The organism is Acinetobacter sp. AG3 (assembly GCF_022343575.1).
GTDB classification, from domain to species: Bacteria; Pseudomonadota; Gammaproteobacteria; order Pseudomonadales; family Moraxellaceae; genus Acinetobacter; species Acinetobacter guillouiae.
In genome coordinates, this window is record NZ_JAKQZD010000001.1 from 3,784,909 (window position 1) to 3,804,520 (window position 19,612).

Annotated in this window: 13 protein-coding genes; 4 read left to right on the plus strand and 9 right to left on the minus strand. The window is 36.3% G+C overall.

Annotated features, from left to right (window positions below; translation table 11 throughout):
* Positions 1–493: 493 nt before the first annotated feature.
* The 3 genes from L3V46_RS17675 (at position 494) to L3V46_RS17685 (ending at position 5,020) form a co-directional block, all read left to right on the plus strand.
* The gene (locus tag L3V46_RS17675; protein WP_081407422.1) at positions 494–3,364 is read left to right on the plus strand and encodes a ribonucleoside-diphosphate reductase subunit alpha; all 2,871 of its coding nucleotides are present in this window, start codon (positions 494–496) and stop codon (positions 3,362–3,364) included.
* A 99-nt stretch (positions 3,365–3,463) separates the two neighbouring features.
* Entirely contained in the window at positions 3,464–3,595 is a 132-nt protein-coding gene (locus tag L3V46_RS17680; protein ID WP_004722859.1) for a preprotein translocase subunit YajC, read from the plus strand.
* Positions 3,596–3,736: 141 nt separating this feature from the next.
* Positions 3,737–5,020 carry a ribonucleotide-diphosphate reductase subunit beta gene (locus tag L3V46_RS17685; RefSeq protein ID WP_004722861.1) on the plus strand — a complete coding sequence of 428 codons (1,284 nt, stop codon included), beginning with the start codon at positions 3,737–3,739 and terminating at the stop codon, positions 5,018–5,020.
* A 65-nt stretch (positions 5,021–5,085) separates the two neighbouring features.
* Here the strand turns inward: L3V46_RS17685 and L3V46_RS17690 are convergent, their stop codons facing one another.
* The 3 genes from L3V46_RS17690 to L3V46_RS17700 form a co-directional block, all read right to left on the minus strand.
* Complete coding sequence (locus L3V46_RS17690; RefSeq protein WP_239045449.1) at positions 5,086–5,931, minus strand: IS3 family transposase; 846 nt, start codon at positions 5,929–5,931, stop codon at positions 5,086–5,088.
* Positions 5,928–6,440: a helix-turn-helix domain-containing protein gene (locus L3V46_RS17695; protein WP_239045450.1), complete on the minus strand. Its 513-nt coding sequence runs from the start codon at positions 6,438–6,440 to the stop codon at positions 5,928–5,930. The genes L3V46_RS17690 and L3V46_RS17695 overlap by 4 nt, the downstream gene beginning before the upstream one ends.
* 304 nt (positions 6,441–6,744) lie before the next feature.
* Entirely contained in the window at positions 6,745–7,680 is a 936-nt protein-coding gene (locus L3V46_RS17700; protein WP_239046384.1) for a hypothetical protein, read from the minus strand.
* 114 nt (positions 7,681–7,794) lie between these two features.
* Between L3V46_RS17700 and L3V46_RS17705 the strand changes: the two genes are divergently transcribed.
* Positions 7,795–11,730, plus strand: a complete 3,936-nt coding sequence (locus tag L3V46_RS17705; RefSeq protein WP_239046385.1) for a hypothetical protein — start codon at positions 7,795–7,797, stop codon at positions 11,728–11,730.
* A 158-nt stretch (positions 11,731–11,888) separates the two neighbouring features.
* Here L3V46_RS17705 and L3V46_RS17710 read toward each other — a convergent pair whose 3' ends face one another.
* The 6 genes from L3V46_RS17710 to aliA form a co-directional block, all read right to left on the minus strand.
* Positions 11,889–12,443 carry a TetR/AcrR family transcriptional regulator gene (locus L3V46_RS17710; protein WP_239046386.1) on the minus strand — a complete coding sequence of 185 codons (555 nt, stop codon included), beginning with the start codon at positions 12,441–12,443 and terminating at the stop codon, positions 11,889–11,891.
* A gap of 637 nt (positions 12,444–13,080) precedes the next feature.
* Positions 13,081–13,572 (minus strand): flavin reductase, encoded by a 492-nt coding sequence (locus L3V46_RS17715; RefSeq protein WP_004722874.1) that lies wholly within the window; start codon positions 13,570–13,572, stop codon positions 13,081–13,083.
* Positions 13,573–13,767: 195 nt separating this feature from the next.
* Positions 13,768–14,796 (minus strand): methionine synthase, encoded by a 1,029-nt coding sequence (locus L3V46_RS17720; protein ID WP_004722875.1) that lies wholly within the window; start codon positions 14,794–14,796, stop codon positions 13,768–13,770.
* A 28-nt stretch (positions 14,797–14,824) separates the two neighbouring features.
* Positions 14,825–15,802 (minus strand): DUF1852 domain-containing protein, encoded by a 978-nt coding sequence (locus L3V46_RS17725; RefSeq protein ID WP_034610135.1) that lies wholly within the window; start codon positions 15,800–15,802, stop codon positions 14,825–14,827.
* A gap of 545 nt (positions 15,803–16,347) precedes the next feature.
* Positions 16,348–17,679: a DcaP family trimeric outer membrane transporter gene (locus L3V46_RS17730; protein WP_239046387.1), complete on the minus strand. Its 1,332-nt coding sequence runs from the start codon at positions 17,677–17,679 to the stop codon at positions 16,348–16,350.
* A gap of 139 nt (positions 17,680–17,818) precedes the next feature.
* Positions 17,819–19,468, minus strand: coding sequence for a cyclohexanecarboxylate-CoA ligase (gene aliA / locus L3V46_RS17735; protein WP_239046388.1), 1,650 nt, complete (start codon positions 19,466–19,468; stop codon positions 17,819–17,821).
* Positions 19,469–19,612 lie beyond the last annotated feature (144 nt).

Below are 19,612 nucleotides of genomic sequence, written 5' to 3' on the forward strand. Positions count from 1 at the left end.
TTTTGCAATATACACACGTTTACAATGTAAACAAGACCTCATTCACCAAACTGATACATGAGCGTATCAATTTGTTATATTTTTATTAACTATTGAATTGTAGGCAGTTTTATAAAATCAATACACATCATTTTTAAATTTCTTCAAGACAATCAATAGCTGGACTAATTTTTATACAAAATATTTCATTGTTCATATTCTGTCTCATCAGTTTATCGTTTTTTGAGTTATCCACACACTTATCTATAAGCACTCTGCGGAGTCTTTGCTATGCTATGTGCTTGTCTCATAAGGCATATAAGAAAAATGACGCTTTGATGTAAAAAGATGCAAATAAAAATTTACTTTTCAGGGATAAAATATTCTTGAAATGTCAATATTGATCTACCCTTAAAATTACCGTATCTTGTGTTCTAAATTAAATTAAACCACTAAGTATTGTGTTTAGTCCTCAAACATCGTGACAACAATTTTTGCAGTTTGTCCGATTCAAATGGTCCATAAACATAACAATGATGACAATGGAGCTACGCTGACAATGAACGCCATTACAACCCCTGGTCAACTACAAGTGATTAAACGCACTGGTGATGTTGCCGCTTTTGATGCAGATAAAATCTCTGTAGCAATTGGTAAAGCTTTTTTGGCTGTAGAAGGTCAACAAAGTGCAGATTCAAGCCGTATTCATGATCGCATCACTCAGCTCACAGAGATGGTGATGAATACTTTTAATCGTCGTTTACCTTCTGGCGGAACAATTCATATTGAAGAAATTCAAGACCAAGTTGAATTGGCGCTTATGCGTACAGGCGAACAAAAAGTTGCACGTGCATATGTGATCTATCGTGAACAACGTTCTGATGCACGTAAACAAACCGGTGCTCATCATCACCCAACCTTACAAATCACAGATGCGAACGGTCAGCTTCAGCCTCTAGATTTGGGTAAACTTCAAGCCACGATTGAAAAAGCAAGTGAAGGCTTAGAAGGCATCAATGTTCAAGCCATTGTCGATGAAACAGTTAAAAACTTATATAACGGTGTAAAACAGTCAGACATCTCAACCACAATGATGATGGCGACACGTACCCGTATCGAACAAGAACCAAACTATACTTATGTAACTGCCCGCCTATTACGTGATGACTTGGTTGCAACAGGTTTAAAATTCTTAGGTTTAGCGACAGATACTATTGAAGGCGATGCACTCGAAACTTATTTAAACAAAGGTATTGAGCTTGAGCTTCTCTCTCCTGAGCTTTTAAACTTTGACCTTGCAAAATTGGCAGCTGCGATCAAACCAGAACGCTCAAACCAATTTACCTATTTAGGTTTACAGACTTTATTTGACCGTTACTTCATTCATTCAAATGATGTACGTTTCGAACTTCCGCAATTGTTCTTTATGCGTGTTTCAATGGGACTTGCATTAAATGAAGAACAGCGTGAAGACCGTGCAATCGAATTCTATGACTTATTGTCTAGCTTCGATTATATGGCGTCTACACCGACCCTGTTTAACTCAGGTACATTACGTCCACAATTGTCGAGCTGTTACTTAACTACGATTCAAGATGATCTTTATGACATCTATGGTGCGATGCGTGACAATGCCCTTCTTTCTAAATGGGCAGGCGGTTTAGGTAATGACTGGACACCAGTACGTGCCTTGAACTCATATATCAAAGGTACCAACGGTAAGTCACAAGGTGTTGTACCTTTCCTTAAAGTTGCCAACGATACTGCTGTTGCAGTAAACCAAGGTGGTAAACGTAAAGGTGCAGTATGTGCATACCTAGAAACTTGGCACTTGGACATTGAAGAATTCCTAGAGCTTCGTAAAAACACTGGTGATGACCGTCGTCGTACCCATGACATGAACACGGCTAACTGGGTTCCAGATTTGTTTATGCAACGTGTGATTGAAGATGCTGAATGGACACTATTCACACCATCTGAAACACCTGATTTACATGATTTAACTGGCGGTGAATTTGCTGAACGCTATGCTTACTACGAAGGCATTGCAAAAGAAAACAACATGCTACATAAGAAAATCCGTGCGAAAGACTTATGGCGCAAAATGTTATCGATGTTGTTTGAAACAGGTCATCCTTGGATCACATTCAAAGACGTATGTAACTTACGCTCACCACAACAACACGTAGGTGTAGTGCATTCATCTAACTTATGTACTGAAATCACTTTAAATACCAATAAAGATGAAATCGCAGTATGTAACTTAGGTTCGATCAACCTTGTACAACATGTTCAAGGCGGCGCATTAGACCGTGAAAAATTAGCGCGTACAGTTAAAACTGCTGTTCGTATGCTCGACAACGTAATTGACATCAACTACTACGCAGTTGAACAAGCACGTAATTCAAATATGAAACACCGCCCTGTCGGTATGGGTATCATGGGCTTCCAAGATGCTTTATATGAATTGGGTATGGGTTATGGTTCTGATGCAGCGGTAGATTTTGCTGATGAATCAATGGAAGTGATCAGCTACTACGCGATTCAAACATCAAGCGACCTTGCTGTTGAACGTGGTGTGTATTCAACATTTAAAGGCTCATTGTGGGATCAAGGTATCTTACCAATCGACTCTTTAGATATCGTTGCAAAATCACGTCCAGAGCGTATGTTTGAAGTTGACCGTACACAACGTTTGGACTGGGATACATTACGTACTAAAGTTCAAAAAGACGGTATGCGTAACTCAAATGTGATGGCGATTGCACCTACAGCAACCATTTCAAATATTTGTGGCGTTTCACAGTCTATCGAACCGACGTTCCAAAACCTTTATGTAAAATCTAACCTTTCTGGTGAATTTACAGTGATCAACCCGTACTTGGTACGTGCGTTAAAAGATCGTGGTCTTTGGGACTCTGTGATGGTTAACGACTTGAAACACTTCGAGGGTTCAGTACAAAAAATTGCACGTATCCCTGAAGAGTTAAAAGCAATTTTTGCGACTGCATTTGAAGTCGATACACGTTGGATCGTAGATGCTGCATCACGTCGTCAAAAATGGATCGACCAAGCACAGTCATTGAACCTTTATATCGCTGGTGCAAATGGTAAGAAACTAGACATCACTTATAAGATGGCTTGGTTACGTGGTCTTAAAACCACTTATTACCTCCGTGCATTAGGTGCAACCTCTGCGGAAAAATCAACCATTAACACGGGTGCTTTAAACGCAGTAAAAGCAACAACTGTTGCTGCACCAGTGGCTGCGGTTGCTCAAGAAACTAAACCTGAAGCACCTGCTGAAGAAGATGGTTTCGCTCAAGCAGCACCAGTACCACAAGCATGTTCAATCGACAATCCAGATTGTGAAGCTTGTCAGTAAGTAATCCTCCCCAATCCTCAAGGGGAATAAAGTCCCCCCTTTAAAAAAAAGGGGGATTTAGGGGGATTCAAAAAATCTGAAATTATAAAAGGCGAAGAAATGTTCCATTTAAGTCATAACTATGAGTTAGGCGTAATCGTGCTGATCTTAGCCTTTTTAGTTTTTTACGTGCCTGCGGTCTATGCATTCTTTGCGATCCGTAAGCAGCAAAAGCGTAAGCAAAATAAGTAGTGTGGGTATCTGTTCTTTCGAACAAGAACAAAACAACTATCGGCAAAACTTAATTTTGCTTGCACAGAATAAGCGTATAGTAGTGACATCTTCCATTGTGAGATGTCGAACATAGATATTAACAACGAAGAGAGAACAACGATGTCTATCCTAAGTTGGGACGATTTTGAAGATGATGAACAGAAACAAGCTGCACAAGCTCACCAGCCTGCGCCCGTCGAACAGAAAAAAACGACTGATTCGCAAGTGGTATCTGATACAAAGCAGTCATCGCAGAATGTGGCAACTACACAATCCGCTGGAACCTATACAGCAAGATCAACAAATCCAACCGATTCGTTGGCAAGAGCATCTCACGCCTTAGAAAAGTTAGATGTTGCACCTGGCTTAGAAGAGCTTGAAATGGGTGCGCAACGTGTACAAGTTGATGATAAAGCCATGATCAACTGTCGCGCTGACTTAAACCAACTTGTACCGTTCAAATACGAGTGGGCTTGGCAAAAGTATCTAGACGGGTGTGCAAACCACTGGATGCCGCAAGAAGTTAACATGAACCACGATATCGCACTTTGGAAGTCTGAAAATGGCTTAACCGAAGATGAGCGTACCATCGTGATGCGTTCATTAGGTTTCTTCTCTACTGCGGATTCTTTGGTTGCAAACAACTTGGTGTTGGCGATTTACCGTCACATTACCAACCCAGAATGCCGTCAATACATCTTACGTCAAGCATTTGAAGAAGCGATTCACACACATGCTTACCAATACTGTATCGAATCTTTAGGTATGGATGAAGGCGAAGTCTTCAACATGTACCGTGAAGTTCCGTCAGTTGCTCGTAAAGCAGCGTGGGGCTTGAAATATACTCAGTCTTTATGTGATCCAACCTTCCAAACAGGTACACCTGAAAACGATCAAATCTTACTGCGTAACTTGATCGCATTCTATTGCGTACTTGAAGGGATCTTCTTCTACTGTGGTTTCAGCCAGATCTTGTCTATGGGTCGTCGTAACAAGATGAATGGTGTTGCTGAGCAATTCCAGTACATCTTACGTGATGAGTCTATGCACTTGAACTTTGGTATCGACATGATTAACCAAATCAAGATCGAAAATCCAAACTTGTGGACGGCTGAATTCCAAGAAGAAATCATTCAGATGATTCTTGAAGGTACTATGCTTGAAATCGAATATGCGCGTGACACAATGCCACGTGGTGTATTGGGTATGAACGCAGCGATGATGGAAGAATATTTGAAATTCATCTGTAACCGTCGTTTGGCACAGTTAGGTTTACCTGAACAGTTTGCTGGTGTAAATAACCCATTCCAGTGGATGTCTGAAATGATGGACTTGCGTAAAGAGAAGAACTTCTTTGAAACGCGTGTAACTGATTATCAAACTGGTGGTGCGTTGAGCTGGTAATATTAATACCCGACTCAGTAAAGAAAACCGCCTTTTTATGAACTGAACCCCAAATCCTGGACAGTTTAGTTAACACTGGATTGAGTTCTGAATTGAACAGGGCTCAATCCTTTTAGTTTAATTTGTATTCTCTCATGGTTATAGTAATGGATGTAATCATGAATTTGTTGCTCTAAGACCTCAATGTTTTCTGGTTTCTCTAGATAAATCGTCTCTGATTTTAATGTACCAAAGAAACTCTCCATCAAAGCATTGTCCCAACAATTCCCTTTTCTACTCATACTTTGCTTAATCTTATTCGCTTTAAGCGTACTCCTAAATTGGCTCATTTGATAATGCCAACCTTGATCTGAATGAAGCATAAGCTTGTGTTTTCGTGAGTTTGGTAAATGACTTATGGCTTGATCAAGCATATCTTTAACAAGTTGAAATACTGGACGTCTTGAAAGTGTATAGCTCACAATCTCATTGTTATAGCAGTCTAAGATCGGAGATAAATATAACTTCGTATCAGCAACTTTAAATTCGGTTATATCTGTCAGCCAACGCTTATTGGGTCGCTTCGCTTCAAAGTTACGTTTGAGTTTATTTTTGACTATTTTATTGGATGTACCTTTGTAAGCATTGTACTTTTTACGCCGAATCAGTGAAATTAAACCAAAGCCTCTCATCAACCTAGCAATCAATTTATGGTTATGATGAAGACCTTGTTGCTTCAAGGCTAAAGTGATTCGTCTATAACCATATCTACCTTTATGCTCATCATAAATTTGGCAAATCCGTTGCTTGAGTTCTGCATATTTATCTACGGCATTTAGCTTGGCTTTATGATAGTAGAAACTACTCCTCGATAACTCAGCAATATCTAAAAGCAATGGCAAAGCAAACTCAGTACTCATCTGATCAATCAACCTTGCTTGTTGTCCTTTTTGGGTGGATTCAGCAAGGCGTCGAGCTTTTTTAAGTAGGCATTCTCAGCACGTAAATAGAGTAGTTCCCGTTGAAGTTCAGCAGTTGTTTTTTCATGATCTGGTTTATCAACAATATATTTATGTTTATTTTTAGACATGGATACTCTTCCTTTAGACTTTGGTTCTAGTCCAAGCATACCATCGGTTTGATAGATTTTACGCCATACACTGATCAAACTCGGGGAAGAAATACCAAAACGAAGAGCAGTATTAGATAAACTTAATCGCTCATTCTGCATAGTTTTTAATACGTAATATTTAAATTCAGCTGTATAAATTGTCTTATTCTGTTTTGGCTTTATTGCATCAATTCCACCTAAATCGAATTGAGCCAACCATTTAGAGACATCCTTATCACTAATCGAAAAATGCTTGGCTGTTGATAAGCTAGAATGACCTTGAGCATAATAAGCAATGACTGCTTGTTTAAACTTTAAATCGTATTTCATAAAAATACCCTATAAGTTGTGTCCAACTTATAGGGTTCAGTTCATTTATGGCGGTTTTTCTTTAATATAAAGAGAATGAATTTAGATATATTAAGAGTTAGTAATTTTCAATTATTTTGAGAAAAACCAACTGTAATTACTTTAAAAGGTATTAACTATTTTATAAAAAATGGTTCAGGAAAAACTCTACATTACAAACCATTTCTAAATTTTTAGTTTTTAATCTAAACTTAAAATTAATTTTTTACAAAAAAGTATGTAAAAAATCAATAGATATTCAATCCATACTGCACTCTTATCCCAATTAATCTTTATATTGAGATCTTCTTACAATTAAAAGCGATTCATTTGGAATTTCAACTTTAACTTTAATTTTTACTTCACTTCCCATTTGATCTTCAGCTTCAGTAATATATTGAATTAAAGCATTTTTACCAACTCCTCTTAAGAGTACTTCAGCCCCTTTAACCTCAATATATTCACCCTTTTTTTGCCCAATTTGTGATTTAGGGAAAAAGTCTTCAAATCCAGCTTTAATAAAAATCAAACTATTTTTCTCATCCTCTCGCACAGATCCTAATATCTTATTTATGAAAACATTATTTTCTCTTTCTGCATAAAAAACATACACCACACTTGGGGTAAATAGTATATATAGTAATATCATCGAGAGCTTTATATTTTTTTCTTTACTTTCTACTTCGGTTAATTTTTCATTATTTACTCTTAATTTTTTTATAAACTCATCAATACATACTTTCAATAAAATACTTAGAAACACCATTATTAATAAATTTATGGATTTCCCACTGTAAAATAAAAAACTAAAAAAAAGACCAAAAATACAAAACAAAAGTTTGATAAAACCCTTACCTATTTGGTTAAAAATATTTTTAAAGTCTATTTTTAGAAAAATCAGATCAATTAAGCCTTTAGATAGATTTATTCTTAATGAACACAAAAAATTAAAAAAATATTTTATTACTTTTAGAAAAAATATAAAAACACTTCCAAGTGCATAATTTGAACCCAAAAAAATTAGATAGATAAATAGAAACTTTATTGTGATTAAGAAGAATAAAAGGCCATCCCCTAATGATAAATCTGTAGGAAAGTATTCAATATGCATAAAATACAAAAGAATAAAACATATACCAATACCGATGATAAATTTGGCAATGAATCCGCTATTATCAACAAGCATTTTAATTTTTTGAATTAAAAAAAGAGTAAATTTCACTGATCACCCATTTTATGATTTTTCATTTCAAATCAATTTTTATTAAACAAATCATTCATGTTAAGATTATGGCAAATCTATTCACTACACCACAATATTAATTAAATTTAGATCATGATTCCTAGAAGCCTGTGGTATCAGTTACATGATACTCAAAAAAAAATTAATCAACATGAAATACTTGAAATAACTAATCCATTAGTTATTGTAGGTGAGGCAGGAATGGGAAAATCTAGCCTTTTAGAATGGCTAGGAAATTTAGAAAATTATGCTTACTGTACTGCTGGTCAACTACTAAATCGAGCAAATCCAAGTCTTCTTCTCGGCAGCAATAATGTATTAGTTATTGATGCACTTGATGAAGTAAGTTCTAAAAATGATGGGGACAGTGTAGATAGAGTATTACAGAAACTTGAGGTTTTAGGATATCCAAAATTTATTCTAGCCTGTCGTGTAGCAGATTGGAGAAGTGCAACTGGTTTAAGAACCATACAAGAACAATACTCGGAAATCCCCTTAGAACTTCATTTAGAGCCTTTTACTCAAAAGGATATGATTGAATTCCTAGAATTTAATTTTAGTAAAGAAAGAGCGAAGGAAATTATTGATCATTTTATAGATCGAGGACTCAATGAATTATTAGGTAATCCTCAGACACTTAGCTTCATTGCGGCTGTTGCAAAAAAAGGAAAACTACCTGAATCTATTACTCAATTATTTGAACAAGCTATTGAGTTATTAATAATAGAACATTCAGAATTTAAAGCCGAAGGACAACTACCAAGTGCAATTGCACTTGATGCTGCAGGAGCAGTATTTGCAAGTCTAATTTTAACTGGTAATGAAGCAATTTCTCGAAAAACAATTGCAAATATAATTGATGGTGAATTACCTATAAGCGAGATTAAATTACTCCCTGATACTGAGAAAATTGAATTTATACTAGGCTCTCGTCTTTTTCGATCTAATGGAATAGAGCGTTTCAGCTACCTTCACCGCCGAATTGGAGAGTTCTTAGGTGCGAAATGGTTATTAAAACAAGCAAATACTGATCGAAAGCGTAAGCGTCTTTTATCCTTATTTCATAGTTATGAGTTTGTACCCACTAACTTACGTGGTTTACATTCATGGTTAATGGATGATCCTGCTCTAGCTTCAGCTATAATTAAAAAAGATCCTATTGGTATTCTTGAGTATGGCGATGTAGATAGCTTAACAACGGATCAAGCCAAAATTTTACTAGACAGTATTTATCTTTTAGCTGAAAACAACCCTCGATTTTATAATTTTCACAATAAAGACACCTACTACATTCGAGCATTTGCAACACCAACATTATTATCACTAATCCAAAAGATTCTAAGTCAACCTGATATACCCTTTAGCTTTAGAGTTTTTTTAGTTGATGTTATTAAAGGAAATCAACTGCCAAAAGATTTTATTGAAATACTTAAACGACTTGTTAATGATTCCAATATAGAATTTGCAATTCGTAAATCTGCTGGTGAAGCTTTGGCTATTCAGGAGCAAGTTATCGATTGGCATAACATTTATCTTCATCTTTCTAAGTTAGGAGACGAATCATCTATCAGACTGGCAATAGAACTATTAGAAGACACTGGTTACGATAAAGCTAATGATGAGTTAATAGCTAGTCTAGCAATATCCCACTTGGAAATGAGTGATCATATCGTTGGACCATTATGGTTCTTACAAGAAAATTTACCTAAAGAGCAAATTGAAAATGTCCTAAACTTTTTTGTTTCTCGAATCGAAATGATGGATATCTCTAGTGATTCAGAAATTAAGAATGAAGCTAAAAATTTTGCATGTCACTTAATTTTACGTTTTTTAGAAAATTATGATATTTCAGCAGAAAAACTTTTGAATTGGCTTGAGCCGTTCCACAATACCTTTGGATATCATGATGAATATATTAATAAACTTGCAGAGTACTTTAGGAAAAATCACGATTTAAGACACGCTATTCAATATCTTGTTCTACTCAAACAACCAAGTAAAAAAAATATATGGCAAAAGAATTACTTACTACACTATTGCTCAAAAGGTCTATCAGTCACATCAGAAGATATCATCGTATTACTGAAGAGGTTATATACAGAGAATAAAAATGATCTTAGATGGAAGGAATTTGTTCAATTAGCACACCACGATGGTAAAATTGGACAAGATGTGCGAGAAGCAGGTTTTCCATTCACTATTAATGATCCAGATAATAAGAATTGGCTTAACCAAGTTGCGATCAGACGGCAAGCAGATTGGGAGATTAATGATCTTAAACGGAAAAAACAAATAGAAGAAAAAAAATCAGTATCACGGTCAGAACAAAGATCATTCTATCTTCAAAACATTGAACGATTGCGCCATGGTGAGTATGGAGTGATACTCAAACCTGCAAAAGTATACCTACAACTTTTTTCAGATATCAGTAAAGAAACTCCACCCCATCAGCGTATTTCTGATTGGATAGGAGTTGATATATCAGAAGTATGTATGGAAGGTTTCGAAGCTTTTCTAATGCAAACTCCACCAAAAGTTACTGCACAAGATATTGTAAATATTTTACCTCAAGGAAAGTTTTATGAGGCTAGCCATATTTTAATTGTTGCTATAGCAGAACGTATTAGAAAAGAAAAAGGCTTAGCCGATCTTCCCAATGAAAGATTATTGGCTGGATATTACTCACTACTACATATTCGTCATGATACACACGCAGGTATACCAAGTATTTTTGAAATTATTGAAAATGAAATTAAACATAGAGAAATTTTTGTAGAAGGATTAAAAACTTTTTATGAACCTCAGTTTTCAGCTAGATCCGAGCATATAGATGGTTTATCCCGTTTAATGAGGATGAGCGAGAACAATGCTATTGCAACTGATCTAGCCAAACAGTGGCTAAAAAACTATCCAGATATGCCTGTAAACATAGAAACTGAACTTTTAGATTGCTTAATTCAAACAAGGCAATTTAATGCTATACGTGAACTAACTCGAACTCAGAAAATAATAACAAATGACGAACAACAACTAAATTGGATAGCAATCAACCTTATCGTTGATTTCGACAAAACAGTAAAAAGATTGGAATCCCAGCCTATTGATCCAAACTTAATATGGAAACTTAGAGATCGTCTTGATGGGAGGTATAGAGAGAATAAATCTCACGCTATATTAGATATAGATCTATTTTTTTGGATTATTTCAACTTTTAGAAAACTCTATCCTAATGTAGGTCACCCTAATGGTGTTTCAGGTGGAGATAGAAATGCATGGGATGCTTCTGAATTTATTATCTGCATTATTCAACAATTAGCCAAAAACCATAGTGATCAAGCCTGTGATACACTTCAAAAACTTAAAGATTCATCTACCGATGACTACACAGATTTAATCAAAACAATGCTATTTGAACAAAAGCAAATGCGAGCTGAAAGCTTCTACTCTGTTCCTACTATTCAATCAATTAAAGCAATTACGGATGATCAACATCCTCAAACAATTATTGATTTACAAACATTTGTATTAGATGAATTGAATATTGTTCAGGCAAAAATCAAGAGTGACGATGCTGAATCTTGGCGTGGTTTTTTAAATGATCAAGGTAAGCCTTTTGATGAGGAACGATGTCGTGACCATTTAATTGGTTTGCTTCGTCAAGGTGATAATACAATCACATATGAACCTGAAGCACATGTAGCAGAAGATAAAGAAGTTGATATCACTTGCTCTGTAGGTAAACTCCGTCTACCAATTGAAATAAAAGGTCAGTGGCATCGTGACCTTTGGACTGGAGCTGACCAACAACTTGATAAATTATATACCACTGATTGGAGAGCCGAAGGTAGGGGTATTTATTTAGTGCTTTGGTTTGGTAAGAGATCTGATAATAAAAAGCTAAAAACGTTAGGTCGAGGAAAACCAGTTCCTAATACTCCTATAGAATTACAAGAAATGTTGATTGCAAATAATCGATCAGCTCAGGAAGGGAATGTTAAAATTGTTGTAATGGAAATCAAAACAATGTAGAACAAATAATATTTCACATACACTTAAATTTATTAAATTTCTCATTTTTATAACACCCTAAAAAAGATCGTAAATTTATCTAAGGAAACTCAGGCTTATATTACTTTTCCATATCAGCCTTTCTATTGAAAAAATATCTCTATAAGCCCCAAATAACACTACCCCAACCCACCCAAAAAACACCCCACTAATCGTTCTCGATCATCCACACTGTTTTCACCCTGAAGCTGAACCATTGCCCCATCAATCACAAACAAGAACATATGTGCATCTTGTTTTGAGGCATTTGTATTGCTGGTTAAAAGCAGTTTATAAATTTCATCAATCAGCCAGTTTCTATAATCAACCACGATTTGATAAGCATTGGGATAGCGCTTTTCAATCTCAAAAATAGCCTTAAACGGTAGATGATAAAACCCTTCCAGATTGGCATGTAAAAAGAAAATATGCTTAAGCTTTTCATAAACAGTAAAGTCTTTCTGTTTATAAATCATCGTAAATACTTCTTCTTTCAGTGCATCTTTCTGAAAGGTTAAACTCATTTCAATCAAACGCTCTTTAGAATAAAAGTATTTATAAAACGAGGCTTTGGGAATTCTGGCAGACTCAATAATACGGTTTACCCCAACATGATGAAAACCGTATAGGTTAAAGAGTCTTCGAGATGTATCGAGTACCCTTAAAGCTCGAAATGAAATATCTAAATTTGACATATATCTTCCCTATAAATATTTTTTGTTTTAATGAGATAAAAACCACACTCGATCTTGTTATAAGCAAAGAAGCATCAAAGGCTTCAAAAGGTAAGCAGCGTGTATCTCAAGTTTTATTGTTGATATTTTTTGAGGTATAACCAGCCAATGCCTAAAAGCCCAAAGGCTGTTAAACCGTGCTAAACACTAATCTGAAGGTATACGAATAAAATACATGGCCAACTCCTGAACAATTCAAAATTCTGCCAATGTATAAAAATTATGGTGGCAGAACGAAAGAGGGTTGACAGACTGAACCTAAGAATCAGCACGCCCGAAGGCGTCCCCCTCCCGTCCTACCGCAACAAAAAGAGGGACGAACGAGTCTACATTAAAAAAACAAGTTTTTTCAATGCACTTAGGCAACGGTCTGTCAAAACCGACTGGCAATGTAGGCCAGCCAGCAAAGAATAATCGGAGATTTTTCGGGTGTCAATGTCGGATTTTGTGCAAAACATTAAAATTATTATTATTTTTCAATCAATTAAATAATTGATTATGATTATATTAAACCAGCGTATTTGATCAATTCAACCGATCAACACGCCTTATTATTTTTAGCTCTGGCATAAGGCGTAAACCCATAAGCAAACTGGCTTTAAGCAACTTCAGTCTGCCCAACATGATGATAAGAACGATTAAAATAAACCAAGCTTTGATCATGTTCACTTTGTTGAATAGCCACGATACGACAAATAAAAATCGTATGTGTTCCAACTTCTTGAATTTGCTCAATCTCACAATCAAAATTCACCAAAGCATCATCTAAAACCGGTGCACCAGTTTCTAATTCCGTCCAAACGCCATGTTTAAATCGTTCTTCTGGGCTTAATTTAGACGAAAACGCTTTAGAAATATGCTGATGATGTGCACTTAAAACATTTACAGTTAAAATTTTATTTTCAACAAAATGCACATGAGAACTCGCCGCTTTATTCATACAGACCAATAAAGTCGGAGGTGAATCCGTCACACTACATACGGCAGACGCAGTAAATCCGTAACGACCAGACAAACCTGTCGTGGTAATGACACTGACTGCACTGGTCAACAAAGACATTGCATTTCTAAAGTCTGTTGCTTCAATCATTTCATTGTTCCTAAATTGAACCGTACTTTTTTAGATTTAGCATTACCCTGCTATTCCGTCATGTAGGCACTGCATCTGGATGAGTTTCTCAGTAGAACTGATGTTCTCTAAATTGTGATCAGGGTTTCCCGTTGGATCTTGGATATCCATTCACCCAAACAGGTCACCCTTTTTACACCACAATATCATTGAATACTAGCGGCTAAGTTCTTTACGAACGATTTCTGCGCCAGCACTTAAGGCATTAAGTTTACCTCTTGCAACTTCACGAGATAAAGGAGCCATACCACAGTTGGTCGATGGATAAAGCTTATCTGCATCTACAAACTGAAGTGCTTTTCGTAATGTGTTGGCAACTTCTTCTGCTGTCTCAACGGTATTGGTTGCCACATCAATAGCACCAACCATTACTTTCTTACCACGGATCAATTCAATCAGATCCATTGGCACACGAGAGTTCTGGCATTCTAAAGACACGATATCAATTTTAGATTGTTGAAGTTTAGGGAATGCTTCTTCATATTGGCGCCATTCTGAACCTAAGGTCTTTTTCCAATCTGTATTGGCTTTGATACCATAGCCATAGCAAATATGCACCGCAGTTTCACACTTAAGCCCTTCAAGCGCTCTTTCTAAAGTCGCAACACCCCAGTCGTTGACTTCATCAAAAAACACATTAAATGCAGGTTCATCAAATTGAATAATATCCACACCCGCAGCTTCTAACTCTTTGGCTTCTTCATTGAGGATTTTGGCAAATTCCCAAGCAAGTTTTTCACGACTTTTGTAATGCGCATCATACAGCGTATCAATCATCGTCATTGGACCAGGCAACGCCCATTTAATCGGCTGATTGGTTTGTTGACGTAAAAACTTGGCATCATCAACAAAAACAGGCTTTTGACGAGACACCGCACCGACAACAGTTGGTACGCTTGCATCATAGCGATTACGAATGCGTACAGTCTCACGTTTCTCAAAATCAACACCATTCAGATGTTCAATAAACGTGGTGACAAAGTGTTGGCGGGTTTGTTCGCCATCACTGACAATATCGATCCCTGCGTGTTGTTGCTCTTGCAATGACAAGCGTAAAGCATCTTGTTTGCCTTCAATTAATTGCTCATCTTGTAATTTCCAAGGTGACCAAAGTTTTTCAGGCTCGGCAAGCCAAGAAGGTTTTGGTAGGCTGCCAGCAGTTGAAGTCGGTAATAATATTTTCATAATCAATAATCTTGTCTATCTAGGTAAATTAAGCAACGTAATTTGCAGACCACTGCTCAAGGATATGTTTGTATGGCTTGATGAACTGCTCTTCAGTAAATTTCCCTTGCTTAATCGCCAACTGACCACGCTCTTCTCGATCATACACAATACGAGTAAGTGAATAATCCTGATGCTTTAAACTTGGTTGGTAAGATTTACCTGCCACAGAATTCGCATTGTAAATCTCAGGTCGGTAAATCTTTTGGAAAGTTTCCATGGTGCTGATGGTACCGATCAACTCAAGGTTAGTGTAATCACTCAACAAATCACCACGGAAGTAAAATGCCAAAGGCGCAACACTATTAGGCGGCATAAAATAACGAACCTGCAAACCCATTTTTCCGAAGTATTCATCTGTTAATGAATATTCATCTTGCAGATATTCAACACCCAATACTGGATGTACATTTGCAGTACGGTGATACACCTTGCTACTTGAAACACTAAGACAAATCACAGGTGACTTTTTAAAGTTTTCTTTATACGCATTTGAATTTACAAATGCGTTGAAAATCTTCCCATGAAGCTCACCATAATTTTCTGGCAGGCTAAATTGATCTTTATTTTTATTATGTTCTAACAGCAATACGCTAAAATCATAATCACGCACATAAGAAGAAAAATTGTTGCCCACAATACCTTCAATACGTTGATTATTTTTGTGATCAACAATATTGGTTTTCAATATTTCAATCGTAGGGAAAGTCTCACCGTTGCCTTCGATATCAATATCAACTGAAATGATTTCGAGCTCAACAGAATAACGATCTGCTTCTGGATTATCCCAATGCGCTAAGGCATTAAAACGATTGTCAATCATCGTTAGGGTATTGCGCAAATTGTCATGGCGACTCTCACCTCTTGCTAAATTGGCAAAGTTGGTTGTGATACGCGTATTATTAGAGGGATGATAGTTTTCGTCGAAACTAATGCTCTTAATCGTAAATGTAAAATCTTTACTCATGATGATCTGATACCCTAATTTCTGAAATAAACCTGAATTTTTTTCATGCTCTTTCTGAACCATCCAATTTCTTTTTGGATCTATCCAGTCAATAGTATTTCCCGTATTTTCTGACTTGTACTTGGTCGCTCAATTCAGAATCAACGATAATCTTGTCTATCGTGAAGCGCTTGGTGTAATTTATACCGCAATCCGTACATGAATAAAAATGATATAATTTCACAAAAAAGTGAACCAAATTCATGTTTAGAGGTGAGCAACATGAATAAATGGATTGTGAGGCAGAGATTTTTTAAAAGCCATCCATAATTTTCTTAATGTTTGAGACGATATTTCTTTCATACATGAAAAATGATCATGCGGAGTGAGTCATATGGGTCTTGAAAGTTCCTTCTCCCTGCGGGAGAAGGCTAGGATGAGGGGCTTTTATGTTGATTTATAGTTGAAAAAAGGACTTATGAAAGCAGCCCAATATAATGAGCTTCTTCACTTTAACCGTATGTAAAATGAAGAAGTTTTAACACATAAATTGTATGATGCCTTCTCTAAAAATCATAAATCGCTGTAAAGTTTAGGCGGTTATCAATACCTTTCTGATCTGCAAAGGTTTTACGTTCACCATACATATATTCCACCCCCAAATTAATAGGTTTAATTGGATTATAAAATAAATTGATCCAACCTTCTTTTAACGCTTTATTTTGAGTTAAATCATTACGCACTAAATTAGCAAAACTACTATTATCATTGGCTCGCATATACCCCAGCCCTAAAGTAGAACGTATTTTAGGAGTAATGTGCTTAGTTAATCCCAAACTGAGTGTATCAAATTCATTTGGTTTCATATTGCCATGGGTATCAAACACATAGGCATAATTTGACCAAAGAATATTCTTGGTATCACCTTTGATGTGGTTATAATCAAACCGAATCAGCGTATTCTCTGCCAATTGATATTTTCCACCCAGTGCCACGCCCCATGCCAAGAAATCGTCATTATTTTCATGACCTGTGGCTTTTTGGGTTAAAAAGGTCCGCCCTGAAAAGGCAGAGCCATTATCAAATTTATAGTTCAAACGAGCTACTGCTGAAGGCAGTTTTAACTTCGCCTGAGCATCGGTGGTAAATTGTTGATTTCCCGGAGTTGTTACAGTTTCAGCTTTAGGATCTTCTAAACTAAATGCAAGATTCATATTTTTATTCACGGGGTAACTGTATTTTACTTGCGGAATCCGCGTTAAAGATCCACCCACAGATAAAGCGGCATCCACAGTTTCAGGAAAATACTCAACGGCATTGAAGTTTGACCAAGTTTGGCCAATTAACCAGCGATCATAAGTTAAATATGCTTGACGAATACGGAAAGCATCTCGGCCTGCTCCTCCAAAAAAATCCAATTCGATTTTACCACCAACATGATGATCACCAATTTTTGGCGTCTTAAAATTAAGACCTAATCGCGTAGCATTTAAAGTACTTTGAAATTTATTCGAATTATTTACTTCATTTACACTCCCTTCTAAAGGCACACTATTAATATAGTTATACATGGTACTTGGTCCTTTGAACTGATAAATCGCATCCGCACGGACATTTCCATACAATTCAAACTCAGCCCCTGCTTTTGTCATCAATTGCCTCTGATCAGCTTTAACAACTGATTTTTCTGATATATTTTCTTTTAGTTTTGGAAGTTCGGCAGAAATTTTTTCACTGGTCTGTTTTTGCTGTTGCATGAGCGCTTGTAATTCCTGCACTTGTTGTTGCAGATGCTTAACTTGTTGCTCTAAAGTCATTTCTGCATAGCTTGGAATTGCCATCATTAAAATCGATAAAGTGAGTGAAACCTTCACTAAAATATTTGCATCCATTTTCATTTTTAAACTCCATTTAAAATAAAAACTTTCAATATTCTTGTTTTGAAATCATCTTTTCTAATCAGTATTTCTATTCATAAGTATTCACAAACCTACTTATCCTAAGAATATTTTTATTAACATTTAAACCTAACGCTTTTTATGCTTTTGTGTTTTGTTGCAATAAATCACGAAGTTTAAATTTTTGAATTTTGCCCGAAGGTGTCATTGGTATGTCATCCCACACTTCCAAACGCTCTGGCAAATATTGGTTGGCTAGATTATGTTTTTTCAAGAAATCAACTAGGTCCTTTAGCTCAATTTGAGCAGCACCTTCTTTTAACTTCACAATTGCACAGGCTTTTTCGCCCATTCTTTCATCTGGATAAGGGACTAAGGCGACCATAGCAATATCGGGATGTAAATAGATCAATGATTCAATTTCGGCAACAGGAATTTTTTCACCACCTCGAATAATCACATCTTTTTTACGACCAGCAATTCGGATATAGCCTTGTTCATCCAGATATGCGATATCACCTGTATCGAACCAATCATTTTCATCGGTTTCATTTAAATGTGGCCGTTTTAGATACCCACCAAAATTCGAACAACTACGAATCATAAGCGTACCTGATTGATGTGGTGGTAATACCTCGCCCTGATCATCCACAATCTTAACCTCCACACCAGGAAGTGGAATTCCATCCGTATTGAATGAACGTTCGTCATCATCTTCGGGGCAAGTCGTTGTTACAGCTCCACACTCAGTCATTCCCCAAGCTGAAATTACTTTAACACCCATATTTTTACGTGCTTTTTGCACCAACGTGCTTGGAATAGGCGCACCCGCGCATAGAAATATCTTCAGACTGTCTAAAGATTGCTGAGTGTCTAATACGGCTTCAGATAAATCATTTAAAAATGGCGTAGAAGCCATGGTAAATGTAACTTCATGCTTATGAATCAAATCAATTGCAGTGTTTACATCCCAAACATCCTGTAATACTACTTTTGCTTTTATGAGTAGAGGCATAATCAAACCATACATAAAGCCCGTTTGATGTGCCATTGGAGACCCCATTAAAATCACATCGTCTTTGTTGAGATGCAACCGTTTAGCATACTCTATAATGATGAAAAATAAGGTATTCTCGGTATGCATTACGCCTTTAGGTTCTCCTGTAGTACCAGACGTAAATATAAGTTGAGCAATATCGTCAGCAGTGATAGAGGCATCATCGAGTGTATTTACACTTGCTGAGTCATTCTCCAGTCCGTGATTTAATAACAACGCTTCAAAACTATTCTCTCCATCTCCACCAATGACGACCACGTGTTCTAGACTTTCAATATTTTTCTGTAATTGATAGGCGAGTTTTTCATGGTCAAACTTACGAAAAACTTTAGGTACAATGAGGATCTTACTTTCAGTATGCTTCAATATAAATGAAAGCTCTCGCTCTCTAAAAATGGGCATTAGCGGATTCAAAACAGCGCCTATAGAGCGACAAGCAATGTACAATAAAGTGAACTCCCACCAATTGGGTAATTGGCAAGACACCACATCTTGTTTTTGAATCCCTAAACGTTTTAAACCTAATGAAATTTTATTGACTGTATGTAGCATTTCTTGATAGGTAAAACTTTTTTCAGTTTTATCTTCAGTTTTATAACTAACCAATGCAACCTGATCAGGGTATTGATATACCGCTTCATTCAATGAGTGAAGAATGGTTTTATTTAACCAATAACCTTGTTGCAACATTTTTTCCCTACGTGGGGATAAAAGAACCGCATCGAAATCCATTTTATAACTCCAAATTATTGTCCTATTTTCTTTCTGTTGAATCCCAATAGATGTCATTCATCCAATGACTGATGCAAACCCTCCTGATTACTCAATTAAATGCTTGAGAAATTTAAAATATTCATTACGAATGGTCGTGATACA